The 25,994-nt window shown below is 53.4% G+C and carries 25 protein-coding genes; 19 read left to right on the top strand and 6 right to left on the bottom strand.

The genetic code is table 11. The features are described from left to right. Positions 1-335 precede the first annotated feature (335 nt). Genes cbpA through JK198_RS09555 form a run of 3 tightly spaced genes read left to right on the top strand, consistent with a single transcriptional unit; the run spans position 336 to position 2,541 of the window. A complete protein-coding gene (gene cbpA, locus JK198_RS09545; RefSeq protein ID WP_212708831.1) occupies positions 336-1,268 on the top strand; it encodes a curved DNA-binding protein in 933 nt (310 codons plus the stop codon). Further along, positions 1,268-1,576, top strand: a complete 309-nt coding sequence (gene cbpM / locus JK198_RS09550) for a chaperone modulator CbpM (protein ID WP_212710447.1) — start codon at positions 1,268-1,270, stop codon at positions 1,574-1,576. The genes cbpA and cbpM overlap by 1 nt, the downstream gene beginning before the upstream one ends. 41 nt (positions 1,577-1,617) lie before the next feature. Beyond that, the gene (locus tag JK198_RS09555) at positions 1,618-2,541 is read left to right on the top strand and encodes a hypothetical protein (RefSeq protein ID WP_212708829.1); all 924 of its coding nucleotides are present in this window, start codon (positions 1,618-1,620) and stop codon (positions 2,539-2,541) included. Here JK198_RS09555 and JK198_RS09560 read toward each other — a convergent pair. Further along, positions 2,528-3,256 (bottom strand): GntR family transcriptional regulator, encoded by a 729-nt coding sequence (locus tag JK198_RS09560; protein WP_343876580.1) that lies wholly within the window; start codon positions 3,254-3,256, stop codon positions 2,528-2,530. The genes JK198_RS09555 and JK198_RS09560 overlap by 14 nt on opposite strands. Before the next feature lie 341 nt (positions 3,257-3,597). Between JK198_RS09560 and JK198_RS09565 the strand changes: the two genes are divergently transcribed. Both JK198_RS09565 and JK198_RS09570 read left to right on the top strand, forming a co-directional pair. Then, entirely contained in the window at positions 3,598-4,842 is a 1,245-nt protein-coding gene (locus JK198_RS09565) for an MFS transporter (RefSeq protein WP_249213130.1), read from the top strand. A gap of 66 nt (positions 4,843-4,908) precedes the next feature. Then, positions 4,909-5,715 carry a putative hydro-lyase gene (locus tag JK198_RS09570; protein ID WP_212708828.1) on the top strand — a complete coding sequence of 269 codons (807 nt, stop codon included), beginning with the start codon at positions 4,909-4,911 and terminating at the stop codon, positions 5,713-5,715. Positions 5,716-5,722: 7 nt separating this feature from the next. Here JK198_RS09570 and JK198_RS09575 read toward each other — a convergent pair whose 3' ends face one another. After that, a complete protein-coding gene (locus JK198_RS09575) occupies positions 5,723-6,625 on the bottom strand; it encodes a helix-turn-helix transcriptional regulator (protein ID WP_343876581.1) in 903 nt (300 codons plus the stop codon). A 107-nt stretch (positions 6,626-6,732) separates the two neighbouring features. Here JK198_RS09575 and JK198_RS09580 point away from each other — a divergent pair, with 107 nt between their 5' ends. Together JK198_RS09580 and JK198_RS09585 are read left to right on the top strand one after the other, a co-directional pair. Next, on the top strand, positions 6,733-8,154 hold the full coding sequence (locus JK198_RS09580; RefSeq protein WP_212710448.1) for an MFS transporter: 1,422 nt from the start codon (positions 6,733-6,735) through the stop codon (positions 8,152-8,154). 120 nt (positions 8,155-8,274) lie between these two features. After that, a complete protein-coding gene (locus JK198_RS09585) occupies positions 8,275-9,195 on the top strand; it encodes a LysR family transcriptional regulator (protein WP_212708826.1) in 921 nt (306 codons plus the stop codon). Between the two features lie 13 nt (positions 9,196-9,208). Here JK198_RS09585 and JK198_RS09590 read toward each other — a convergent pair whose 3' ends face one another. From JK198_RS09590 to JK198_RS09600, 3 genes are all read right to left on the bottom strand, one after another. After that, on the bottom strand, positions 9,209-10,090 hold the full coding sequence (locus JK198_RS09590; protein ID WP_212708825.1) for a DMT family transporter: 882 nt from the start codon (positions 10,088-10,090) through the stop codon (positions 9,209-9,211). Between the two features lie 309 nt (positions 10,091-10,399). Next, a complete protein-coding gene (locus JK198_RS09595) occupies positions 10,400-10,765 on the bottom strand; it encodes a diacylglycerol kinase (RefSeq protein ID WP_212708824.1) in 366 nt (121 codons plus the stop codon). A 144-nt stretch (positions 10,766-10,909) separates the two neighbouring features. Continuing rightward, positions 10,910-12,046 (bottom strand): N-acetyltransferase, encoded by a 1,137-nt coding sequence (locus tag JK198_RS09600; protein ID WP_212710449.1) that lies wholly within the window; start codon positions 12,044-12,046, stop codon positions 10,910-10,912. Between the two features lie 612 nt (positions 12,047-12,658). Between JK198_RS09600 and JK198_RS09605 the strand changes: the two genes are divergently transcribed. Genes JK198_RS09605 through JK198_RS09620 form a run of 4 tightly spaced genes read left to right on the top strand, consistent with a single transcriptional unit; the run spans position 12,659 to position 16,771 of the window. Further along, complete coding sequence (locus tag JK198_RS09605) at positions 12,659-14,410, top strand: fatty acyl-AMP ligase (protein WP_212710450.1); 1,752 nt, start codon at positions 12,659-12,661, stop codon at positions 14,408-14,410. Continuing rightward, on the top strand, positions 14,407-15,321 hold the full coding sequence (locus JK198_RS09610; protein ID WP_212710451.1) for an NAD(P)-dependent oxidoreductase: 915 nt from the start codon (positions 14,407-14,409) through the stop codon (positions 15,319-15,321). The genes JK198_RS09605 and JK198_RS09610 overlap by 4 nt, the downstream gene beginning before the upstream one ends. Before the next feature lie 30 nt (positions 15,322-15,351). Then, positions 15,352-15,612, top strand: coding sequence for an acyl carrier protein (locus JK198_RS09615; protein WP_212709317.1), 261 nt, complete (start codon positions 15,352-15,354; stop codon positions 15,610-15,612). Next, on the top strand, positions 15,599-16,771 hold the full coding sequence (locus JK198_RS09620; protein WP_212709318.1) for an aminotransferase class I/II-fold pyridoxal phosphate-dependent enzyme: 1,173 nt from the start codon (positions 15,599-15,601) through the stop codon (positions 16,769-16,771). Before JK198_RS09615 ends, JK198_RS09620 begins: the two co-directional genes overlap by 14 nt. A gap of 50 nt (positions 16,772-16,821) precedes the next feature. Here JK198_RS09620 and JK198_RS09625 read toward each other — a convergent pair whose 3' ends face one another. Further along, positions 16,822-17,547, bottom strand: coding sequence for a thymidylate kinase (locus tag JK198_RS09625; protein ID WP_212710470.1), 726 nt, complete (start codon positions 17,545-17,547; stop codon positions 16,822-16,824). A gap of 261 nt (positions 17,548-17,808) precedes the next feature. Between JK198_RS09625 and JK198_RS09630 the strand changes: the two genes are divergently transcribed. The 8 genes from JK198_RS09630 to JK198_RS09665 all read left to right on the top strand — a co-directional run bounded on the left by JK198_RS09630 (position 17,809) and on the right by JK198_RS09665 (position 25,947). Then, positions 17,809-18,534 (top strand): hypothetical protein, encoded by a 726-nt coding sequence (locus JK198_RS09630; RefSeq protein WP_349290188.1) that lies wholly within the window; start codon positions 17,809-17,811, stop codon positions 18,532-18,534. A gap of 27 nt (positions 18,535-18,561) precedes the next feature. Next, positions 18,562-19,329 (top strand): hypothetical protein, encoded by a 768-nt coding sequence (locus JK198_RS09635; RefSeq protein ID WP_212710452.1) that lies wholly within the window; start codon positions 18,562-18,564, stop codon positions 19,327-19,329. 45 nt (positions 19,330-19,374) lie between these two features. Then, on the top strand, positions 19,375-20,709 hold the full coding sequence (locus JK198_RS09640) for a lipopolysaccharide biosynthesis protein (RefSeq protein WP_212710453.1): 1,335 nt from the start codon (positions 19,375-19,377) through the stop codon (positions 20,707-20,709). Between the two features lies 1 nt (position 20,710). Continuing rightward, a complete protein-coding gene (locus tag JK198_RS09645; protein WP_212709320.1) occupies positions 20,711-21,559 on the top strand; it encodes a hypothetical protein in 849 nt (282 codons plus the stop codon). Continuing rightward, positions 21,556-22,173, top strand: coding sequence for a YtfJ family protein (locus JK198_RS09650; protein ID WP_212709321.1), 618 nt, complete (start codon positions 21,556-21,558; stop codon positions 22,171-22,173). Before JK198_RS09645 ends, JK198_RS09650 begins: the two co-directional genes overlap by 4 nt. Next, positions 22,160-23,227 carry an LPS export ABC transporter permease LptF gene (lptF, locus tag JK198_RS09655; protein WP_212710454.1) on the top strand — a complete coding sequence of 356 codons (1,068 nt, stop codon included), beginning with the start codon at positions 22,160-22,162 and terminating at the stop codon, positions 23,225-23,227. The genes JK198_RS09650 and lptF overlap by 14 nt, the downstream gene beginning before the upstream one ends. Then, complete coding sequence (gene lptG, locus JK198_RS09660) at positions 23,227-24,297, top strand: LPS export ABC transporter permease LptG (RefSeq protein WP_212710455.1); 1,071 nt, start codon at positions 23,227-23,229, stop codon at positions 24,295-24,297. Before lptF ends, lptG begins: the two co-directional genes overlap by 1 nt. A 303-nt stretch (positions 24,298-24,600) precedes the next feature. Further along, complete coding sequence (locus tag JK198_RS09665; RefSeq protein ID WP_212709324.1) at positions 24,601-25,947, top strand: MFS transporter; 1,347 nt, start codon at positions 24,601-24,603, stop codon at positions 25,945-25,947. Positions 25,948-25,994 lie beyond the last annotated feature (47 nt).

The raw sequence follows: 25,994 nt of genomic DNA on the forward strand, positions 1-25,994 counted from the left end.
TTATCCGTGGCCATCGCCGGATAAACGCAGTGTTATATGCGCTGATCAATGCCTGACAGCAGGGACTGCTGCTAAGGGCGGGGGGCCGCAGAGTGCAGGGCTGGTCGGCAACAGGGATACTTTCAGCCAGGCGGATAAATTAATGTAAGCTGAGGTGTCAGGGCCTGTTGCCTCTGCCGGCTTCAGCTCAGAGTGTTGCGGCCGGTGTTTTTCCGCAAGCGGCTGATAAATTACCGCTGCAAATCCTCCTGGCGGAGACTATATTTACTGCACGGTAACCCTAATACCGTTATCCATCCCGTATAATTCTGTTTACTGATCCGGAAGATAATACTATGGAATTAAAGGATTATTATGCCATCCTGGGCGTTGAACGTACCGACGACCTGAAAGCGATTAAAACGGCTTACCGGCGGCTGGCCCGCAAGTACCACCCTGATGTCAGCACCGAAAAAGATGCTGAAACGCGGTTTAAAGAAATCGCTGAAGCTTATGAAGTCCTCAAAGATCAACAACGCCGCGAAGAATATGACCAGCTGTGGCAGCACCGTAACGATCCCCGTTTTAATGCACACCAGTCTGGCGGACAGTCTCAGCACAGCTACGGTGACGAGCACAGTGCCGATTTCTCTGATTTCTTTAGTTCGATGTTCGGCCAGCAGGGCCGCCAGTCTCGTCAGCAGCGTCCGCAACGCGGACAGGATATTGAAACCGAAGTTGCTGTGTTTCTGGAAGAAGCACAAACCGGTGAAACCCGGACTATCCGTTATACACTGCCGGAGTATGACGTCTTTGGCTCAGTGATCCGCGAAACCCCTAAAACGCTGAAGGTGAAAATTCCTGCCGGGGTCGGTGACGGCGAGCGTATCCGGCTGAAAGGGCAGGGAGCACCGGGGAGTGCCGGCGGACCGGCGGGCGACCTCTATCTGGTGGTCCGTATTGCGCCGCACCCGTTATTTGATGTGGTGGGTAATGATCTGGAAGTGGTATTGCCTCTCGCCCCCTGGGAAGCGGTACTGGGGACCAAAGTGGCGTTACCCACCCTGCATGACAGCATTCTGCTGACCATCCCTGCCGGTACTCAGGCCGGTAAACGCCTGAGACTGAAAGGGAAAGGATTATCCGGTAAAAAACAGCAGGGGGATTTGTACGCAGTGATCAAAATAGTGGTCCCTGCAACCACGGATGAAAAAAGCCGTGAGTTATGGCAACAGCTGGCGGAAGCCGGATCCGGCTACGATCCGCGGCAGGGATGGGGGAAAAAATAATGGCTACCGTCAATATCCGCTTTACGGTCACTGAATTTTGCCAGCATACCGGACTGTCCCGGACCGAACTGACGGAGATTATCGGGCTGGGTGTACTCCGTCCGGCAGAGCAGGAGACTCCGTCCGAGGAATGGCGCTTCGATGACCAGGCGATCGCTGCCTTTCACCGGGCACAGCGTCTGCAGCGTGAGCTGGAGCTGGACTGGCCGGGGATTGCCGTCGCATTATCATTACTGGACCGGATTGACCGGCTGGACAGGGAAAACCGCCGCCTCAGTCAGCGATTATTACGTTTTATTGCCGATTAATCCCGGCTGTTTCGGCCCCCTGATATGCACAGGAATCTGAGATGACGATGATGCGGAGCGATAAAATGGGCAAAAAACTGTATCTTTTGCAGGTCACTACGCCGGGCCGGATCCTTGAACTGGATCCTGACACTGGCGGATTACGAACCCTGGTTGCCGGGCTTAACACCCATCCGGACGGTATTGCAATCGATCCTCTGAACCGGCGCCTGTTTGTGACTTATATGGGGGCTGCGACCCGCGCCGATAGTTCGGAGTTTTTCCAGGCCGACGGGCGACTGGAGTCGATGACCACAGAAGGCCGTGATCGTCGTCTGCTGGCGGGAAACGGGATCTTTGTTACCGGTAAGCAGTTAATCCATGATGCGGAAAACGGTCTGTTGTACTGGTGTGACCGTGAAGGAATGCGGGTTTTCTGTGCCAGGGAAGATGGCAGTGACCTGAAGGTGCTGGTACAAACCGGCCTGTTTCCGGCCGATAGCGGCGACTATACCCGGCATTGTGTGGGGGTGGCGATAGACAATCAGCAGGGCTATATTTACTGGACCCTGAAAGGGCCGCCGAAAGGGGGACAGGGACAGATCTTACGTGCCGGGCTGAGGCTGCCCCGCGGTTCAGAAGCCAGTAATCGTCCGGATATTGAAGTCATGCTGTCAGGACTGCCGGAACCGATTGACCTGGACTATGATGCTGCCCGCGGGATCATGTACTGGACGGATCGTGGTGACGACGCCAGCGGGGGGAACTCTCTGAACTGTGCCCGGCTGGTGGATGGCCGTTTGACCGACCACCAGATCCTGGCGCGCGGGTTACAGGAAGCGATAGCCCTGGTCAGAGATGCGGACAACCGCCGGATGTGGATCACCGACCTCGGCGGTAATGTCTGGGAATATTCCCTGAGTCAGGGGGGCCCTTTACGCAGTATCGCCAGGCTGGGGGCGCTGACGGGGATTACTTATGGCTGAATCCGTTGCCGCGGCTATCGGTCCTCATCCGGCGGCTATAAGCGGCAATGATCACCCGCTCCGAATGATGCAGATAATCACTCAGTAATTCTGCTGCGGTATCCGGTTGTTGCTGTTCCAGCAGAGTGGTGATCTGCCCGTTCATCGGCAGATAGGGGGAGTGCAGAAACTCAGCATCATCCAGCAGACCAAACGCCAGCCGTAATTCAGCCAGCAGGTGATCAAACAGTGCAATAACACGCGGGCTGTCGGTCAGTTCAGCAATCGCACGGTGAAAGTCCATATTGGCAGTGCCGACCGCTGCCCAGTGTTTTTTTTGCTGATAAGCTTCTGCCTGGCTGACCGCACTGCGCATCCGTTTCACCGCCGGATGCAGCGGATACGCCAGTGACACAGCCCTGCATTCAATCAGTTTACGTACCCGGTAAATATCAATAATCGTTTCCAGTGTCGGGACAATCACACTGACCCCGCGGTGAGGAATATGCTGCAACAAGCCCTCTTTGATCAGCACTCTGAAAGCTTCGCGCAGGGTGTTCCGCGAGACGTTCAGCTGTTCACAGAGACCGGCTTCTGACAGGTGCATCCCCGGCGCATATTTTCCGTGAACTAATTCATTTCTTAACTGATCGGCAATCCGGTCAGCCAGATTTTGTGGGGATAACCCGGGAACAGGAGTATTAACCATAAGCTCTGCAATATTGATGATATTCACTTCACATTCTCATATCAGGCAGGAAAATGCCAAATAACCCGTCCTGACCAGCGGTTATCCGCTAAATGCACCTTTATGGTGCTATCTGCCCCCTTGCCTGCACTATAAAAGTGCTTCCCTGGCAGGCCGTTGCGGGCAGAGCCGGTCCGCTAGTGGAACACAGCCCTGAATATTGTTCAACAATATGGCTGACGGAGGTAAACAACCGCCTGCAGGGGCAGGAGAATACTGGCACGGGCCTTGCTTGTGACAGTAAGACAACCAATAAAAATATATGCAGATGACCTGAAAAACGGGCCGTGTGATATACGGCCTGCAACACCGGACGGCAGGGGACGATTATGTGGTTAAAAGAAACAAACAGCAGCGAGCGCAAGACACTGGCGGCGGCATTTATGGGGTACGGGATCGATGCGTTCGATTCAATGATCTATACCTTTATGATCCCGACCTTTATTACTCTGTGGGGCATGAGTAAAACAGAAGCCGGATATATTGCAACCGGCGCGCTGATTTCGTCGGCGATCGGGGGCTGGATAGCCGGAATTCTGGCCGACCGTTATGGCCGTGTCAGGATCCTGCAACTGACCGTATTATGGTTCAGTTTCTTCACCTTATGCAGTGGCTTTGTCACATCCGCCGAGCAATTGTTATTTACCCGTGTGATGCAGGGGCTGGGTTTCGGCGGAGAGTGGTCGGTCGGGTCAGTACTGATAGCTGAAATGATCCGTGCGCGGCATCGGGGGAAAGCTGTCGGACTGGTACAAAGCAGCTGGGCGGTTGGCTGGGGTATTGCGGCTATCGCTTACTGGGCAATATATGCGCTGGTGGATGCGCAATATGCCTGGAGAGTGCTGTTCTGGGTCGGGGCGTTACCCGCATTACTGCTGGTTTTTCTGCGCCGGCAATTGCAGGATCCGGAGATTTTTGTTGCTGCCCGCCGTCAGCGGCAGGCCACCGGACAATCTGCCGCCGGTTTTATGCAGATCTTTCATCCGCGGATACTGCGTATTACTCTGCTGGCCAGTCTGCTGGCAACAGGTATGCAGGGAGCTTATTATTCCGTGACAACCTGGTTGCCGACCTACCTGAAAGCAGAGCGGCACTTGTCGGTACTCAATACCAGCGGCTATCTGGTGGTCCTGATTGCCGGTTCGTTTGCCGGGTATCTGACCAGTGCCTGGCTATCGGATTATTTAGGCCGCCGGCGCTGTTTTATTCTGTTTGCCGTCTGCGCTATTTTGCTGGTGTGCGGCTATACCTTACTGCCGATCACTAACCAGGTGATGATGATCCTCGGTTTTCCGCTGGGCTTTTTCCTGTCGGGGATTTTCTCGGGAATGGGGGCCTATCTCAGTGAACTTTTTCCCGGCCATATACGTGGTTCTGGTCAGGGGTTTTGTTATAACGCTGGCCGTGCTATCGGCGCTATTTTCCCGGGGATGGTCGGCTTTCTCAGCGGTTATATCCCGCTGGGGACCGCGATTGGTTATATGGCGGGAGGCAGCTATCTGCTGGTGATTATCGCCTGTCTGGCTCTTCCGGAAACCCGTGGGATGGCGCTTAATCAGGATCAGCCATCCTGATCACTGTTTTCGCGGCGCGACAGAAAAAACGGTTTCGCCGCAAATACCGATATAACGGAGATAAGCATGTCAGCAGATAATGATACAGCTGTATATCAGGGGGTAACCGCCCCGGTTGCCCGGGCAGCATTTCGTCAGGGGCGGGTGATGCCGACTGCCGGTATTGCCCCCGGCATGACCCAGGCCAATATGATTGCTTTACCGGCCGACAGGGCCTGGGATTTTTTGCTGTATGCGCAGCGTAACCCCAAAGCCTGTCCGGTACTGGATGTGATAGAAGCCGGAAAAACAACGACCCCGCTGGCAGCAGGCGCAGATATCAGCCGCGATCTTCCTCTATACCGGGTCTGGCGGGATGGCGCACTGGCCGAAGAAATTGCCGATGCGTCGTCACTCTGGGCACAGCATCCGGATCTGGTGACCTTTCTTATTGGCTGTAGTTTTACCTTTGAGACACCGTTGCAGCAAGCCGGTATTGAGATCCGGCATATTAGCGCCGGTTGTAATGTCCCCATGTATCGCACTAACCGTCAGTGTCGTCCGGCGGGATGTTTACAGGGCGAAATGGTGGTTTCAATGCGGCCGGTGGCGGCGGATCGGGTAGCAGATGCGGTGGCAATCACTGCCCGCTATCCCGCAGTACATGGTGCGCCGGTACATATTGGTGAGCCTGCGGCACTGGGGATCCGTGATCTGGCGCAGCCTGACTTCGGTGATGCCGTACAGATTAAACCGGGGGAAATCCCCGTGTTCTGGGCCTGCGGAGTGACTCCCCAGGCGGCAGTGATGGCCTCGCGGTTACCTTTTGCTATCAGCCACGCTCCGGGCCATATGTTTATTACTGATATCGCCGACAGCAGCTTTCATGTATGACAACGGATTATTCCCTGTCATGGGGGGACTGACCGGCCTGCGGGCCGGCAGCAAGGGCAGCGACAGTCTTTTCACCACTGGCATCCAGTGGCAGGTAAACCAGCAACCTCGAACCATCGCGTGGTGCTGAATACCAGTTCATCTGCTGCAGAGTAATAGTACCAAGTTGCGGATGGTTAAAGTTCTTTATATGATTTTCGATGCTGCGGATTTCATAGTGCTGATTCCACAATTCATGAAACCGCGGAGATACGGTAAAAAAACGTTCCAGCAGCGTATCCCAGCGCGGGTCCCCGCGGTATTCTGCCATTCCGGCACGGAAATAAGCGACAAATACGGGTAACACTTTGTCTTCCCCACAGAAACGGCTGCGCCATTCGGCACTGGTCAGGTACTGATAAATACAGTTGCGATCTTCCGGCGGTACCTGATCCAGGTCGACGCCCATTAACCGGCAAAAACTCTGGTTATAGCCAATCAGATCAAAATTAGGCCGTTCCAGTGCCGCCGGATTAGGCATCAGCGATCGTAGCAGCCGCTGGGAAGCGGGCCCGGCTTGCTGACACACGGAAGAAGGCGGCTCTCCGGGCACCGGCAGTCCCGCCAGTATAAACAGGTAGCGGGTTTCGGCCGGGGTACATTGCAGTGCCTGGCTGACCGAGGCCAGTACGGCAGCCGAAGGTTTCATCTGCCGGCCCTGTTCCAGCCAGGTATACCAGGTCACCCCGACATCGGCCAGCATGGCCACTTCTTCCCTGCGCAGACCGGGTGTCCGGCGACGGCCACTGCGCGGTAATCCAAGCCTTTGAGGATCAAGACTTTCTCTGCGGGTACGTAAAAAGGTGGCCAGCAGCTGGCGGCTGTTTCTTTCAGGAGAACTGAGGGTGGCCTGGCGGGTGATGATAGTCACTGAAACTCCTGCATAGTAGTGCCAGTACCAGTATAAACAGCTACTGGTACCCTGTTAAATTATCGTCAATACTACGGCCAGAAAGTGAATCACGCAACGGAGTTTCAATGAACGCTTCACCTGCCTCGCCGGGGAAAATCGGCCTGATACTGTTATTAACCGCCCAAATGCTGCCACTGATCGATACGTCGATTACTAATGTGGCACTGGACTCTATTACCCGTTCTCTGGCGAGTACTGCCACAGATCTGGAGCTGATTGTCGCCCTGTACGGGGTGGCATTTGCTGTTTGTCTGGCCGTTGGCAGTAAACTGGGTGACAACTATGGCCGGCGGCGGGTACTGCTGGCCGGGGTGGTTATTTTTGGTATTGCTTCATTATTTTGTGGTCTGGCCGGAAGCGTCAATACCCTGTTAGTGTCGCGGACAATACAGGGGGCCGGAGCGGCATTAATTGTCCCGCAGATCCTCGCCACTCTGCATGTGACGCTGAAAGGCACTGCCCATGCGCGGGCGATCAGTCTGTACAGCGGGATCGGCGGTATCGCCTTTATTATCGGTCAGATGGGGGGCGGCTGGCTGGTTTCGGCGGATATCGCCGGTCTGGGCTGGCGTAATGCCTTTTTTATTAATGTTCCTATTTGCCTGCTGGTATTGCTGTTCAGCCGGCACTTTATTCCTGAAACCCGTAGTGACAGGGCATCACGTATCGACTGGCAGGGCACATTGTTACTGGCAATCATTCTTTGCTGTCTGTTGTTTCCGCTGGCTCTCGGCCCCTCTCTGCACTGGCCGTGGCAAATGCAAGTGATGCTGCTGATTACTGTGCCACTGGCATTACTGATGCGTAAAGGGGCGCTGGCCCAGCAACAGCGCGGTCAGCAGCCGCTGTTACCGCCGCATTTGCTGAAACTGCCAGGGGTACGCTTTAGTTTATTGATCGCATTTCTTTTTTTCAGCTGCTGGTCAGGATTTATGTTCTGCATGGCACTGACGTTACAGGCCGGTGCCGGAATGGGGCCCTTACAGTCGGGAAACAGTTTTATTGTGCTGGGAGTGGCTTATTTTCTGTCGGCACTCTATGCCCCGAAGCTGATCCGTCGTTATTCGACGGCCCCGGTGTTACTGACCGGCATTTTAATTCAGGTCAGCGGGGTATTGGTGCTGATGATGACCCTCTGGATACTGGGGAATTCAACCGGCGCCCTGGCTATCGCCCCGGGCAGCATTTTACTTGGGCTGGGTCAGGCAATTATTGTTAACTGCTTTTACCGGGTAGGGATGCGGGATATCCCGGCCAGCGATGCCGGGGCCGGAAGCGCGATTCTCAGTACCCTGCAGCAGGCAGCCCTTGGATTAGGTCCTGCCGTTGCCGGTGCAGTTTACCTGCATCAGTATCATCAGCAGGGCAGTTACCCGCAGGCGATGGCCGGGTTTCTGGCCGCCGAAGCGCTGGTCATGCTGATTCTGGCAGCGGCAACCCTGATAAAACGTAAATCTCTTGCAGAACTGGCACCGGCCGGACAGTAAATGGCGGCAGCGATGGCACTCAGGCACAGTGCTATCCGGTCAGGGGCTATTACCGGCCATATTGTGTTCGCCGCCTGCTCCCCCCGGCAGGCGGATGGGTCGTAAATAAGGAAGCGGGTAGTGCTGAAAGAAAATTTTAACGAACTACAAAACTTTCTGGTGGTAGCCAGGGAACGCAGCTTTACTAAAGCCGCGGCCCGGTTAGGAGTATCCCAGTCGGCGCTGAGTCACGGGATGAAAGCCCTGGAGAACCGCCTTAACCTGCGGTTGCTGACACGAACTACCCGCAGTGTGGCACCGACTGAGGCCGGAGAACGGCTGATTGCCTGTCTGGCACCGCGCCTGTCGGCACTGGAACAGGAGTTTGATGCCCTGTTACAACTGAGTGGTCAGCCGACAGGCAGTTTACGGTTGTCTGTCAGTGAGCATGCGCTGGAAAGCCTGCTATGGCCTAAAATAAAGCTCTTTACCCGCCAGTATCCGCAAATCAGTATTGAACTGGTGGCCGATAACCGTTTTATCGATATTGTTGAGCAGCGGTTTGATGCCGGAGTCCGGCTCGGGGAAAGTATCGAAAAAGATATGGTGGCAGTACCTATCGGCCCCGATATACGGATGGTGGTTGCCGGTTCTCCGGACTACTTTGCCGCACGGGGGATCCCACAGACTCCGCAGGATTTACTGCAACACCAGTGTATTAATATGCGCCTGCCCGGAAGCGGTGCATTGTATCACTGGGAATTTGAAGCACAGGGCAAGCCGCTGCGGGTACGGGTTAACGGGGCACTGATCATCAGCAGCCTTTCACAACGCATTGATGCAGCGCTTTGCGGGCTGGGACTGGTATTTGTCCCCGCGGACCAGATATCAGAGGCGATTGCCGGGGGACGGTTACTGACGGTACTTGATGACTGGTGCCCGGCTTTTGCCGGGTACTCTCTCTATTATCCGAGCCGAAGACAGCACCCGGCAGCATTTTCCCTGCTGATTGAAGCACTGCGCTACCGGCCAGAGCTTTCGCCGACGCAGGCCGGAGTGTAGCAGGGCAGAAACTTCAGCGGGATTTATACTTACCGATAAGCCCCGGTACTACCAGTGACAAGACAATAATCAGACAGCCGACAATCTGATCGATGTTGATTTTTTCGGCCAGAATCAGGTACGAAAAGACATACGCCGCCGGCAATTCGATGGTCACCAGCATACCGGCCAGTGACGGGGCGGTTCTTGGCATCCCCAGCCCGAACAGTAATACGGGCAGTATTGACGAGAATACGGCGGTTAACAGCGACCAGTAACTGTCGGTGGTAAACGGCGAAATATCGACGTTATCTTTCATGACACAGATGGCGGTAATAAACGCCCCGAGAGTCAGTAATCTGGCCTTATCAATAACACGGCTTTCTTTGGCTATCTGTGACGACGAAAGTATCACCAGGCTATAGCAGAGAGCCGCCCCCAGTCCCCAGCTGATACCGATAATGTTCAGGCGCATCGACCCGCGAAAGACCCCGGTGGCAATGGCGACCCCGGTGATAATACAGAGTAACAACAGTATATCTTTACGGGCGACAGGCGTTCTTCTGATAATGGCGTTAATGAGCGGCACAATCCATGACGACTGCATCATCAGTAATGTTGCTGTCGGGACTCCGATATAAAAGACCGACTGAAAAAAGCAGTAAGTGACGCCCAGTAGCGGCATCCCTGTAAACAAGGCGATAGCTTTTTCTCTGGTCGGGATGGTGGCTTTTTTATTCCGGGTAAACTCCGACAGCACAAAAAACAGAATAAAAGAGAATAAGTATTGTGTGGCAATAATGTTACTGGTGTGTGCGCCATGGCGGAGTGCCAGACTGAGTATAATCCCCGGCATGCCATAACAGATGGCTCCTGCAATGATCATTATTGCGCCAGCAGCGTGTTTATTTAACATTATTGCTCCTTTAAATAACCGATACTCCAGCCTGCCACCCACGGCTCTGTCGTTATGATTAGTGTATGCAAATGAATTAACATCAATAATTAAGATGTTTCCGGCCGGTTATTGATAACACAGAGACCGGTACAGCCGGCAGCCGAAACCTGCCGGGAAGGGTATTGCACCATCAGTATTGTTGTTCCACTGCCCGGTCACTGGCCGGTTTCAGATGAAAACGGCTAAAGTATAGCAGCGAAAAGGTGGCTTGAGCAGGGATAATTCTGAGAAGCAGTGTAGGTCAGTGGCGGGAAAATTAACTGGCCATCAGCCCCACACCAGTACCACGGTCCACACCAGAATAGTCAGGGTTACGGCCACCAGCTGGGCGGCACCGCTGATATCCTTTGCTCTTTTTGAAAGGGGGTGGATCTGTGAGGATATGCGGTCAACGACGGTTTCGATGGCCGTATTCAGGAGTTCCACCACCAGTAACAAGAAACTGCAGGCGATCAATAGCAGTTTTTCCAGCGGCGGGACAGGCAAAAACAGGATAATGACCAGCAGCACACTATTAATAATGATTAACTGACGAAAAGCCTCTTCCGTAGAGAGTGCATTTTTAAACCCCTGCCAGGAGTTATTGATACTGGCAGTTAATCTTGCTAATCCTTTTTTTCTGCTCAGATTCATAAAAATAATATTTTCCTTGTTGCGGTCAGTGTTAACCCGCGCTGGCCGGTCAGCACCGGCAGTAACAGGGTGATTACCGCCTTCTCAGTCACAGTTCTTCGTCTGTCACAGGTCAACGGGTAATTGCCCTGTGGGGGGCTGAGGCTATACCGGCGATGACAGTTGTTTATGATAGATACGGTAGCGTTTATAAACCACGGCACCAATCCGCTCCAGGATAGTGCGCATTCCGCTATTCGATTCCAAAATCCACGACATTTCCAGGCAATCAATCCGGTGGCGGGCGAAAGGCTCACGTAATGCTTCGATCAGTAATAAGGCAATAACCGGCCCGAGGCGGCTGAACTGATATTCGTGACGGACGCCCATTAAAGGGACTCTGGCTGTGCGTACACCACGGATTTTCAATCGCCACAATAGCCGGGCCCAGCCAAAGGGGAACAGGCTGCCATTCAGGCCGTTAATGGCTTCATTAATATTGGGCAGGCCGACGATAAATGCGCAGGGCACGCCATTGATTTCGGCAATGTAAATCATATCATCGGGCACCAGATATTTCAGTTGTCCCCCCATAGTGGCGAATTCATGGGCAGTAAAGGGGACAAATCCGCGGTTGTGCTGCCAGCCGGAGTTGAAAATATCACGCAGCAACTGCATTTCTGCGGAGAACTGCTTACGGTCCAGACGCCGAAGGGTGACTTTGCTGCTGGCCTGTGACATCAGTTTTCTCAGTGAGTCTGAGAAACACAGGTCTGTCCTTTTCATCCGGTAGGCCAGTAAATCCGTATCCTGAGCGTATCCCTGTTGTTCCAGACAGGCAGCGTAATAGGGTTTACCGTGGTTCATCATCGCCGACGGCGGGGTATCAAAACCGTCAATCAGTAATCCGCTTTCCTGATTAATATTCAGGCTAAAGGGACCGGTAATCATCACTGCCCCTTTGGACCGCAGCCAGGCCTCTGCAGCAGTAAATAATGCAGCGAATACGGCATTATCGTCGATAGCATCAATCATACCGAAATGACCACTCTGGTTACCGTATAACTGCTGATGCAGGCGGTCGATCTGTGCCGTAATTCGTCCGACGATATGACCATTTTTTCTGGCCAGCCACGCCTGCCATTCGATATGTTCTGCAGCCGGATTTTTGTCTGAAAGATGTTCTGCACGTTCGACAAATAAAGGAATGATCCAGTTCGGGTCATCAGGGTACAATGATGAAGGAAAATTAATAAAATCTTTAAGATCGTCTTTATCCTGTACAGCGTCAATTTGAATCATAAAAAGCCTTAAATAATATTACCGGCATCAGCCAGTACCGGTCAGTAACGGGGTATTTATATAACGGATATACTCACTGCCTCAGCAGCATTATTTCTTTCATTTATCTGAATAATAACTGGCGGAAAATATAATTTCATATTATATCCGATGGCTATTGCTATTCTCTTGCGGATGAAAAGTAATGACAGATATTTTTATAAAGCGTTAATCGTTTGGTGCTATTCAAAATAATAGTTAATTAATGATTAGCTCCTGTTAATCGGAGTTTAAGATTTTTTCAATCTGTTATACTGTATTTTTATCACTTAATGCCTTTGGGTGCTGTAAAACAAATCAGAGATTCACTTTTAAACTACTTCCGGTTATTGTTTACGATATGTTTAACTTTGTTCGATCGCCGATAATACAAGGTGACTTTATAATGTTCCGGTTATAGCAGGGAAGTTTAGCTGCTGCTTGTTATTCTCACGGAGGTAAGCTGAAATAAAAATATTATCCTTTAGTGCGGGAGGATTTTCTCCGGGGAAAGCACTATTCAGTGAATGTCTTAAAAAATAAAACAGTAGTTTTTCAACCAATAATATCTGTCGTCGTTGGTGAATTAAATTTATGGCTAATTTTTCTGTTAAAGAAACCAGTGCTACCCATTCTCTTCCCATGCGTTATGCTGATTTTCCGTCGCTGACGGCAGCGTTAGATTATGCTGCCCGGGGAAACAGCGGAATGAATTTCTATGATCGCCGTAATCAGCTGACTGAAGTACTGGACTACACTGAACTCAGGCTACGGGCAGTCTCTGCCGCCGGTCGTTTGCTGTCGCTGGGGCTGAAAAAAGGTGACCGTGTTGGCTTAATTGCCGAAACCAGCGCCGGGTTTGCTGAGTCATTTTTCGCCTGTCAGTATGCGGGGCTGATTGCGGTCCCGCTGGCAATTCCGATGGGGATCGGTCAGCGAGCCTCCTATATTACCCGGTTACAGGGCCTGATTAATGACTGCGCACCGGCAGTGATTATTAGCGGTGAAGAGTGGCTGTCGCTGGTTCGTTCGGCGATGACGCAGGGATCCGGCCCTTATGTCCTCAGTCATCAGGAGATGCGTGCCTTGCCCTGCGGCCGGATACCGCTGAGCGAACCGTCCGGCGATGATATTGCCTATCTGCAATATACTTCCGGCAGCACGCGCTTTCCGCGCGGGGTGATCATTACCCAGCGGGCGGTCATGGCCAATCTGCAGGTCATCAGCCATGATGGCATTAAATTACGTCCCGGCGATCGCTGTGTTTCCTGGCTGCCTTTTTACCATGATATGGGGCTGGTAGGGTTTCTGCTTACACCGGTGGCGACCCAGTTATCCGTTGATTATCTGCGTACCCAGGACTTCGCCATGCGACCGTTACAGTGGCTGAAACTGATTGATAAAAACCGCGGTACTGTCACGGTGGCACCACCGTTTGGTTATGATCTCTGTTTACGCCGCAGCAGTGAGAAAGAACTGGCAGGGATGGATCTCTCCTGTCTGCGGGTTGCGGGGGTCGGTGCCGAACCTATTCCTGCGGAACTGTTAGCCCGGTTCAGTGAGCACTTTGCCGTGGTCGGCGCTAACCCGACGGCATTTATGCCCTGCTATGGGCTGGCTGAAAATACCCTGGCGGTGAGTTTTTCTGATGAAAACTGCGGCGTACAGACGGATACGATCGACCGCGATATTCTGGAGTACGAGGGGCGGGCGGCTGTACCATCTGCCCGTACCCGCGCAGTATCTGTGTTTGTTAACTGCGGTAAAGCATTACCCGGTCACCGTATTGAAATCAGAAATGAAGCCGGAATGAGACTGCCTGAGCAACAGGTCGGCCATATCTGTATTTCCGGCCCCAGCCTGATGAGTGGCTATTTTGGTGACCCGCAAATACGAAAACAACTACTGAATAACGGATGGATGGACACGGGAGATCTCGGATACCAGTCGGCAGGTTACCTGTATGTCACCGGACGTAAAAAAGATTTAATTATCATCCGCGGCCGCAATATCTGGCCACGGGATATTGAGTATCTGGCGGAGTCGGAACCCGAAGTGAACAGGGGCGATGCCATCGCTTTTGTGACGGAGGATCACGGGGAGAATGCCCGGATAATCCTGCAAATCCAGTGTCGGATCAGCTCAGAAGAACGTCGTAAACAGCTGGTCCGCTCGTTATCTGCCAGCATCCAGAGCGAATTCGGGGTGGTGGTGGAGATCGAACTGTTGCCGCCCCATAGTCTGCCGCGTACTTCTTCCGGTAAACCGGCGAGGGCAGAAGCGAGGAAGCGCTGGATGACCACGGCAGTCTGTCCTGCGCTGCCGGTCCCCGGATTCGCCCCATGAACCGTACGGTTGCCCTGACCGGCGGCACCGGCTTTATTGGCCGGTATATCGTCGGTGATTTGCTACGACGCGGGTTCAGGATCCGCGCCCTGACCCGTACTCAGCGTTCAGCCCCTGACGCACGGCTAAGCTGGGTGCATGGCTGTCTGGAAAGTCCGCAGGCGCTCTGTGAACTGGTTCGCGGGGCCGATGATGTGATCCATTGTGCCGGTCAGGTCAGAGGCGGCAGCGAAAACGTTTTTACCCGCACGAATCTGCACGGCAGCCAGGCGTTGTTACAGGCAGCTTTGCACAGCGGTCAGTGTCGCCGTTTTCTGTTTATCTCTTCTCTGGCCGCCCGCCATCCGGAACTTTCCTGGTACGCCGCTTCTAAACACCGGGCTGAGCAGCAACTGCAGACGCTTGCAGGAGATATTTCCCTCGGTATCTTCCGGCCGACAGCGGTCTATGGCTGTGGTGATAAAGAACTTTACCCGTTATTGAACGGCCTGTTACGCGGGGTATTACCCTGCCCGGCAGGCCATGACGGGACACTTTCTTTTCTGCACGTCAGTGATTTAGCTACTGCAGTCAGCCAGTGGCTGCTGAGCGCATCTCCGGCCACCGGTATTTATGAACTCTGTGACGGCATGCCAGGAGGCTATAGCTGGAAACGCCTGCAGCTCATCGGGGTCAGTGTCCGCCGGGGGCCGGTATGGCGGGCCAGTATCCCGTTAACGGTGCTGAGATTACTGGCGGCGATCTCTGTGCAGTGCCACCGCGTGACGGGGAAAGCACCAATGCTTACCCCGGCTAAAATCCGCGAAATCATCCATCCGGACTGGTCTGCCAGTAATCAGCGGCTGACTGCCGCTATCAGCTGGCGTCCTGAAGTGAGTCTCGAACGTGCTTTACGTGAGCGGCTTTTTTAATTCTCTGAACCGAGGTTTTACAACGTAGCTATGCTAAATCGTGATGCTGTGATGACCTGTATTCTGACCTGCCTGAAAAATATTGCTGACAGTGGTGTGGAAATCACCCCCGACAGCGATTTGATTAATGACCTGGGGCTGGAATCTGTCAGGGTGCTGGATTTGCTGATGATGCTTGAAGATAAACTGGATATCTCGATTCCGATTAATATCCTGCTGGACGTCAGAACTCCGCGGCAGTTACTGAACGCCTTGCAACCCTGGCTGGAGAACGCAAATGGGTCTTTATGATAAATTCTCCCGTTTGAAAAACCAGCGGCAGTATTTCAGTCACTCGGGACTGAATCCGTTCGGTACCTGCATCGATGAAGTTTATTCGGCAACTGAGGGACGTATCGGCGACCGGCGGGTAATACTCGCCGGGACCAACAATTATCTGGGCCTGACTTTCGACCCGCAGGCAATAGCTGACGGTCAGATGGCAATGGCACAGCAGGGCACCGGAACCACGGGCTCACGGATGGCCAACGGCAGCTATGGTTCCCACCTTGCACTGGAACAGGAACTGGCGGCATTTTTTGGCCGTCCGTCGGCGATTGTGTTCTCTACCGGATATACGGCTAATCTGGCAGTGATCAGTACGCTGGCCTGTCCCGGGGCAGTGGTATTAATAGATGCGGACAGCCATGCCAGTATCTATGATGCCTGCGCACTGGGCGGGGCAGAGATTATCCGCTTCCGGCACAATGATGTGGCCGATTTGGATCGCCGCCTGCAACGGCTGGGAGAGCGGGCTGCAGAGGCACTGATCATTGTCGAAGGCATTTACAGCATGCTGGGGGATGTTGCCCCGCTGGCGGAGATTGTCGCTGTAAAAAAACAGCGGGGTGGCTACCTGCTGGTGGATGAAGCGCACTCGTTCGGCGTGACCGGGCCTAATGGCCGCGGACTGGCTGAAGAAGCGGGTGTGGAACAGGATGTTGATATTATTCTGGGCACATTCAGTAAAAGTCTGGCCGCGATTGGCGGTTTTGCTACCGGCAGTAAAGAGATGGAAGTACTGCGTTACAGCAGCCGGCCATATATTTTCACCGCATCGCCTTCCCCGGCCAGTATTGCCTCAGTGCGGGCCTCTTTACGTACCATTGCCGGTTGCCCGGCATTGAGAAATAAGTTGTGGGACAACGCGAGACGTTTATACCACGGGCTGTCATTGGCCGGTTATCAGTCGGGGCCGCGCATTAGCCCGGTGGTGCCGGTGATGATTGCTTCGCAGGAGGAAGGGCTGCGCTTATGGCGTGACCTGATTGATCACGGGGTGTACGTTAATCTGGTCTTGCCCCCGGCGGCCCCGGCCGGTATGACTCTGCTGCGCTGCAGCGTCAATGCGGCGCACAGTGAACAGCAAATTGATAAAATTATTCAGGTATTTACCCGGCTAAAACAATAACCGTCACAGGATTACGCATAATGATGGCGGATGCGTAATCCGGACAATGGTTATTGCCGCGGTGCATTACCGGCAGGAGGGCAGTAGCCGCGACGTTCCATAAACTGCCCGATTGCCTGACCGGCGAGGGTAATCACCTGATTCAGGGGCTGATCGGCATCAATATCCACCACTTCTGCATTACTGAAAGTAAGCTGTGGTGTCACCGCTATTTTTCTGGCCAGTTTTTCTTCAGAATGGTCGGGTTTTCGCTGGCAGGCAATATTCAGACTGACATTCAGTTTAATCACCATATCCGGTTGTTGCAGGGTCATCCATGCAAATAACTTACGTTCTTTTTCTGCCATCCGCTGAATAACCCGTCCGGCGGTTATCTGTTCGGGGAATGACGGACTGTCATAGCCGCCGGGCACCTGTGTTTGCGGAAAACGGTCAGTGAGTACAATATATCCTTTACGCCGGTATTTCAGCATCCTGCGAAAACGTAATAACCGTCGTCCGACAAAAGCCATAATAACCAGCGCGGATAACAGACTGACATTTGCCTGTGGTGATTTTATTTTCTTTGTATTATGTACAATGGCTTTTTTTAATGGTTTACCCAGTAAAGGTAAAGCAGATAATGCACGGCCGGTGTTTCCTGCCTGTTTACCTAAATGTACCGGCATCGCCGGGCCATATCTTCGCAGTTCATTGATCAGATATTTACAAATCGTTGACTTTCCCGAACCATCACTGCCAATAACCGCAATTAGCGGTGGCCAACTGGAATTTATCATGGTTTGCTCTTTTGATAAAATAATCCCGAATATAACAGCTGTTATTTAATAATTCTGCAAAAAACAGGGCATTTTAGTGCCGGTGGTGGACAAATAGTGCTTAGTTATTATGTGATATTTATTTAAGTGATAAATAAATTAAAGTAATAACCGGAAGTTATTTTATGTTTTTGACTTTAATTGCGCATTTCAGTTTTGCTATGTTGAATATGTCTTTATTTAGAATAAAATGATTTTTTTAATTTATGGATAATCACTGTGTCTGCACAGGAAATAAAAAACCTTCCTCCGTCGGCAGGGAAAATAATTGCTATCACAGGTTGTGATGGCTCCGGAAAATCAACGCTGGCGAACAGTCTGGTGAATTACTTATCTGCATACAACCCTACAGAACTGATTTATCTCGGTCAGTCATCAGGGGCGATAGGCCGATGGCTGGGACAGTTGCCGCTGGTTGGCGGGCCGGTGGGGCGGTTTCTTTTATCCCGCGCACAGCGGGTCAGTGAACATCCCTCCCGTCTGCCGGGCAATCTGACCGCACTGGTCATCTTCTTACTTTCTTGCTGGCGAGGTTATAAATTCCGGAAAATGCTGAAGAAAGCCCGCCAGGGGAGATTGCTGATCACCGATCGCTATCCGCAGGCTGAGGTCGCAGGGTTTCGGGTTGATGGCGCACAACTGGCGAAAACCAGTGGCGGAAACCGCTGGCTGGGCTGGCTGCGCCGCAGGGAGCAGAGGTTGTACCAGTGGATGGCCTCATACCCGCCGCGGTTGCTGATTCGGCTGAACGTGGACGAACAAACCGCCTGTACCCGCAAGCCGGATCATCCTGCGGTGGCATTGCGCGAAAAAATAGCGGTGATCCCGTCTCTGACCTTTAACGGGGCCACCATTATTGATCTTGATGGTACTGCGCCTGCCGCCGAGATCTGTCAGGCATCGTTACGTGCCATACTCCAGCGACTGACCCCGCCAGATATGTGATGGTCAGGGAATTTTCAGGCGAAATTTATGAAAACAGAAACTCCGTTCAACACCCGCCGTCCGGCTGAGTGCATTAAGGGACTGATTGCGGTGGTCGGCAGCGATGGCACCGGTAAGTCGACCCTGACAGCTGATATCGTTAACCGCCTGAGGGTACAGCGTCCGGTGGTACGGCGCTACCTTGGACTTATTTCCGGTGAAAATGGCGACAAAATTAAACAATTACCGCTGATTGGCATCTGGCTGGAACGCAGGCTGGCGGCCAAATCTGATAAAAGCCAGCGTATGAGCAACCAGGCTCCGTCCCTGTGGGTGGCGCTGATTATGTATGGTTTTTCTCTGTGGCGGGCCGCCTGTTTGCGTAAAACGGTACGGCTGGCAGACAGCGGAGTGCTGGTGATCTGTGATCGTTACCCACAGGCGGAAATATCCGGCTTCTATTATGACGGGCCGGGCATTGGTATCGAACGGGTCAGGGGCCGCTTACTGACACGGCTGGCCGAAAGTGAACGGCGTCTCTATCAGCAGATGGCCTCAATCCGTCCCGGACTGATCCTGCGGCTGGATATTGACGCGGATACGGCATTTTCCCGTAAACCGGATCACTCTTACGAAGAGTTGCAGGACAAAATTTCACAGATGCAGCGTATCAGCTATAACGGCGCCCGTATTATTGAGCTGGACTCACGGATCGCTTATCCACGGGTGCTGAGTAATGCATTAGCGGCAATTTCGCGACTGGCTTCTGACGGCGGTGATATCCGACAGCAGCAGGATATTTTTTATGGAAAATAGCCTGATAGCCGGCCACTGTCCGGTAAAATGTGCGGACGGTAAACCATGAAGCACTGGTTGCGTGACGGTGCCTTCCGTTCCCTGTTACGTAATGCTGTCAGTCTTTGCTGCGGCAGTGTGGTCAGTGCGTTGCTCGGTTTGCTGGCCTTATCCTGTGCAGGTAAAGGTATGACGCCACGTATGTTCGGCGTGCTGGTGGTTATTCAGGCCTATAACAAAGCCGTCAGTGACCTGATTAAGTTTCAGACCTGGCAGTTTGTGGTGCAGTTTGGCACCCCGGCCCTGCAGGAGAATAATACTGGCCGCTTCCGTGAAGTCGTCCGCTTTTCATTCGGTCTGGATATCGTCAGTAGTCTGATAGCAATTACTGGCGGGATTGGTTTGTTGCCGTTTCTTACCTCCTCCCTGGGGTTAGACCGGGAAACCCTCTGGCTGGCGATGGTGTATTGCACCTTAATCCCTTCCATGACTTCTTCGACACCGACCGGTATTTTACGCGCCCTGGATCGCTTTGATTTAATTGCGATACAGCAGGCGGTCAGGCCATTTTTACAGGCGGCGGGCAGCGTGATTTGCTATTACTTCAGGCTCGGTTTTGCGGGGTTTATGATCAGCTGGTATATCGCTAACCTGGCAGGCGGCAGCCTTTTCTGGTGGTTTGCCGGACGGGAACTGAAACGGCGTAATATCCGTCATGCGCTGAAACCGGCCCTGTTTGGCGCGGCCAGAAACCTGCACGGGGCCTGGGACTTTGTCTGGACGACCAATATCGCTCATACCCTGTGGGCGGCAAGAAACTCATGCAGCACCGTGCTGGTCGGACTGGTCTCCGGCCCGGCGGCTGCCGGGTTATTTAAAATAGCCATGACCTTTTATGATGCTACCGGAACACCGGCCCGGTTACTGGAAAAAAGCTTTTATCCGGAAGTGATGCGGCTTGACCCGCGAACCTCCGCTCCCTGGCGACTGGGGTTACGTGCAGCCCTGATGGCCGGAGGACTGGGTATTGCTGTGGCCTTACTGGTGCTGGTGGCGGGAGAACCGTTAATTACGGCGGTGTTTGGTCATCAGTATCTGGCGGCTTACGATTTAATCAAAATTATGCTGGGGGCCACCATAGTATCGATGCTGGGGTTCCCGCTGGAGTCGTTACTGTTGATGGCCGGAAAACAGCGGGCGTTTTTAATCTATCAGGTACTGGCCTGTTTCTGTTACCTGATATTACTGACTGGCAGTTGTTATCTGTCCGGTGTGCGGGGGGCCGCCTATGCTTACTTTGCCGGACAATGCCTGAGTATGTTGTTAACCCTGATCCCGACACTGCGTGCCTACCGTGGCCGTCACCGGCCGGGACGGATTATGTTCCGCGAGAGGCAGTAACATGGGTAAACACTGGCAAAAGTTCCCTGCCGAAACCACGGCATTATTATTTCAGGCGGTGGAAGAGGATGATGTTATCGGGGCCGGAGACAGCCTGCCGGCCTGTGCTGAATTCGGCTACCCGTCACTGGTGTTGTATGAAAACTACGCCCTTTGTCTGCAATTCTGGGAAGAGGGCTGTCACCGTAAAGAACTGCTGGCGCTGATCAATACATTTCTGAAGAACAGTAACCAGCCACTGGCGGTGCGGATGCGCTACAAATATATCCGTGCCCGTTACAAACACCTGCGCTTTGCCCTGCGGCTGTACAGTACCGGTCACCGGCCTGGTCGTTTGCTGAATATGACGACGGTGATGCTTGGCCACTTTCAGGATGCCTTCCGCCACGGGAATCAGGGGCAACTACGTAAATATGGCTATATCCTGCGCGGACTACTGAGTACAGCTGTCTGGTCAGTGATTGATTATGCACTGCAGCATACGGAAATTGAGACTGAGCAGGGGTTTGCCGTTTACCGGCGGGCAGAGCTACAGCGGCTGCGGCAATTAACCACCCGCCAGACGCTGAGTGGCGCAGAATTCCATGAGCTGAGAAAAATCGTCAGCCAGCAGCTGTCCTTTTATGACACTTTGCGTTCACTGGCCCCGGAAAATATCCATGCCCGTCAGATGTCCGGATTTATGGCGGTGATTAACGGCCTGATGGGGGACCGTCATGACCAGATGGTGGCTGATAAACTGTCAGGCGGTGATATCTACGATCGGCCGGCACCACTGGACAGTGATATCCGCCGGCGTCTGGAACAGTTACTGACCGCTTTTTCCTTACCGGCAGAGGGTAACCGATGACCCTGTTCCGCTATCTGATACTGCTGCCATGGCTGATCATCCACGCGGCGGCGGCACATAATCTGGTGTACGGCCAGCCGGTGGCCCCGCTGCAGATCAGGGATCGCGGTCAGCTGGTTGTCAGTGCTCAGAGTATCAGCTACCGTCCCTGGGACAGTGGTGAACTGGCAGGTAAGGTGAGGGTCGTACTGGTGATGGCCGGACGCAGCACCGTAAAACACAATGATCATCAACTGATGATCGCCGTAAAGCATGCCCGCTTTCCGGTCACGGCCTTCCAGCCGGTGATTATTGTGAATATGGACGATACTGTTCCCGGAACAGGTTATTTTGTGCGTCGGAAAATAGAAAAGCTCCAGCAACGTTATCCGTGGGCCCTGTTTGTTATCGATAATGACGGGCAGGTCGGCAGGCGCTGGCAGCTGAAGGCAGACAGCAGTGCGCTGGTTGTGCTGGATAAAGGCGGCCTGGTCCGACGGGTTGAGGAAGGCCCGCTGACAGCGGCCGACAGCCGTCAGGTATTCAGTCTGTTACAACAGCTGGTCGCCGGGGAGCGGCAGGAGGCGCTAAAACCGCGTGCTGTCATGGCGGAGAAAAACCATGGGGGTAATTGAACGCTATCTGATGCGCGAAATAGCCCGTCAGGCGATACTGATCAGCGGCTTGCTGGTGGTGATGTTCGCCAGCTACTCGGCACAACGTTATCTGACGGAAGCGGCAAACGGGACCCTGGCTCTGCCGGTTGTTCTGGCGGTAATATTTTATAAAATAGTGATCTCACTTGAAATGCTTTTACCGGTCGGATTATATGTGGCTGCCGCAGTGGTTCTGGGGCGACTGCACACGGATTCGGAAATAACTGCATTTTTTGCCTGTGGTGGCAGTCCGTGGCGGGTGTATACAGCGGTACTGTTTCCGGCGGTGGTGCTGGCGTTGCTGGTTTCGGTGTTGTCGCTGTATGGCAGACCTCGCGCGTATAACCAGATTTACCAGTTGCAGCAACAGTCACAGTCAGCACTGGATGTCAGCCATTTACAGGCAAATACGTTTAATCAGAATAACAGTGGCAGAATGGTGCTGGCCGCGGGGATTGATCCTGCTACCCGTCAGTTAACCGATGCACTTATCTACTCGCGCACCGGCAATATTACCCGTTTATACCGTGCGCAACGAGTCACTGTCACTGATCCGTCCCCGCTCCGTCCCGGGGTGCGATTACAGGCGGGCACCGCCTATCGTCTCGACCGGCAGGGCAGGGATGATAACCTGCAACATTATAATGTGTTGCAAATGGCGCTGAAACCGACGGTGATACCGCTACGCACTGGGCAGAAGTCTGCCACGGTCAGGCAGTTGTTAGATGTACCGGTCCCCGGAAATATCGCAGAATTGCAATGGCGACAAAGCCGCGGCATCAATACCCTGATGATGGTGTTGCTTGCGGTGCCTCTGAGCCGCTGCCGCCCCCGCCAGGGGCGCTATGCCGCGCTGTTGCCATTAACGCTGGTATTTATTGCCATATTTTATGGCGGAAATCTGTGCCGTACCCTGGTGGCCAATAACTCGTTGCCGGAGATCCCCGGGGGCTGGCTGGTGACGGTGAGCATCGCCACAGTCTTACTGATGCTGATGTTCAGGGACTTTTCGTCACTGCGGCACCGTGTCTGATGGGGATTATCGAACGTTACCTGATCCGTTATCTGTTCTTCGGTTGTGCGGCTTCAGCGGCTCTGTTGTTGCCGGTTTTTTCCACGTTTAATCTGATGAGTCAGCTGGAGGATGTCACTGCCAGCGGCTATCGCTGGCCGCAGGCTCTGCTGGTGGTGGTTATGACGGTGCCGCGCACCCTGGTCGATATCGGCCCGTTTATTGCCTTACTCGGTGGTATTACCGGACTCGGGCTGCTGGCAAAAAACCAGCAACTGACGGCGATGCGCAGTGCAGGACTTTCTGTCTGCGCCCTTGGCCGGGTGATGCTATTGGCGGGGGCGATGGCGGCCGTGATATCTGCGGCGGTCGATCAGTGGATTGCTGCACCTCTGCAGCAACAGGCGCTGGTGATCAAAGCACGCGCTCAGACCGATCTGCCGGAGGGTAAAAATACCTTATGGGCGCGGCGAAATAATCAATTTGTTACCCTCAGATATCCGGATGCAGCCGGTGAGCCGTTTGATATTGAGATTTTCATCTACAATCCGGACTTCACCCTTAACCGCTACTGCTATGCCCGTACCGCAACCCCTGAAAAAAATGGTTTCTGGACCTTGCATCAGGTCACCCGGAAACAATGGCGGCAGGGACAGGAAACCCTGAGCAGCCTTGAACAGACAGCGTGGCAACCGATACTCCCGGCGGCGCGTTTGCCGGATCTGATACAGCCTCCGGACAGTTTCTCAGTACAGCAGTTATGGCACTATATTGGTTATCTGCAATCCTCCGGACAACCGGACAACCAGTACCGGATTAGTTTATGGAAAAAAGCAGGACAGCCAGTGCTGATGGTGGCGATGCTGTTACTGGCCGTTCCTTTCACTCTGAATGCACCCCGCGCCTCGGCAGGAGGGCGGCTGGCTGTCGGGGTCATTACCGGATTGCTGACCTATATCAGTTACCAGGTGGTACTGAGCCTCGGGTTACTGCTGTCATTCAACCCGCTGCTGACGGCACTGTTACTGCCTCTGAGTCTCCTGTTGCTGGCACTGATACTGCTGCGGCGTTTTGACCGGCACCATCAGTAACCGGCGGGGAGCGGCGCGCCCTGTCCCTGCGCGGGCATTTTCCCTGGAAGGGTTAAGCGACACAAAAATATACATAATCAAACATTTTTCCTGTGCTGCTGCCCGCCTGGTGCAATACGCGGTTCAGACGGGTTCCCACTGCAGCAACACAGCCTGTCAGGCTGAGCCGTTAATTGACAGTTGCGCAAAAGGTGCCTAGCTTTAGCTGCTGTATGGTGATGGCGTGACCGGCAGCATATTGCCGAAACAGACCCGGTAGTTGCTGCCAGTGACAGAGGTTTCCTGAAAGCGGGTTAATCCGGTATGGTGAATCTAAACAAATTCAGACAGGGGCCGCAGACGAAAGCACGGGTACTGGCATTTTTCAATATCAGGCCTGAAGAGTGGCAGCCTTTGCTCTGGTGTATGGCTTATATCTTCTGCCTGTTATGTTCCTACTATATTTTACGGCCAGTCAGAGACACGCTGGGTGTTGAAGGAGGAGTGCATAACCTGCAATGGTTATTCACTGCCACATTACTCTGTATGCTGGTGCTGAATATTCCCTTTTCGGCGTTATCCCGTTCGGTTCCGCGGCAGCGTCTTATCCCGCTGATTTATTACTTTTTTGTCATTAATTTACTGATTTTTGCTGCACTGATGTACTGGTTACCGGCCGGTGAACGGGTGTGGGCGGGGCGGTTGTTTTTTGTCTGGGTGTCTGTATTTAACCTGTATGCGGTTTCCGTATTCTGGGTGCTGGTGTCGGATTTATTCAGTACCGAGCGTGCCGGACGGTTGTTTGCCCTGATGGCAGCCGGTGCCACTGTCGGTGCTATCGGGGGCTCTTTTCTGACAACCCTGTTTGCCCGTCTGCTGAATATCAGCGGACTATTGCTGTGTTCGGCACTGCTGTTGTTATGCGCCATATTTTGTGTACGGCGGTTAATTCATCATTCCTGCGGGCTGAGCCGATCCGCTGCGACTGATACCTCAGTCAGTCGCGACAATGACGCCCCGGCCCTCGGCGGCAGTATTTTTGCCGGTATCACACATACTTTCCGTTCGCCGTACCTCAGGAATATCTGTCTGTATATGTTGTTGTTTTCCACGACATCGACCCTGTTGTATTTTCGGCAGGCGGATTTGGTCAGACATGCGTTTAACAGTGAAGATGCCCGCACCACTTTCTTTGCAGCCACCGACCTCGCGGTCAATATCCTGACACTACTGACCCAGGTTTTTATCGCCAGCCGGTTGCTTAACCGTTATGGCACGGCTCTGGTGCTCTGTTTTCTGCCGGTTCTGACCATCATCGGTTTTTTATCGTTATCTCTGTGGCCGACCCTGCTGGCGGTCATGCTGTTCAGCATATTCCGCCGTGCCGGGAATTTTGCCCTGGCCCGGCCGGCGCGTGAGGTGTTGTTTACCGTGTTACAACGGGAAGATAAATACAAAGCGAAAAGTTTTATTGATACGGCTGTGTACCGGGCGGGTGATCAGGTGGGTGCCTGGAGCTGGGCGGCGATGGGGGCCATCGGTATACCGGTGGCTCTGATGGCGTGGGTGGCAGTGCCTCTGTCATTACTGTGGTGGGTTAACAGTTTATGGCTGGGACGCAGACAGCGGGTGATTGCTGATCACCATCGCCGGCAGCCTGAACAGTACTGATCAGCCCTGTTCAGACTCTCTGTCTGCCTGAGGGGTTAACCACAGAG

The organism is Tatumella sp. JGM91, from assembly GCF_018257575.1.
In the GTDB taxonomy this organism is placed as follows: Bacteria; Pseudomonadota; Gammaproteobacteria; order Enterobacterales; family Enterobacteriaceae; genus Tatumella; species Tatumella punctata.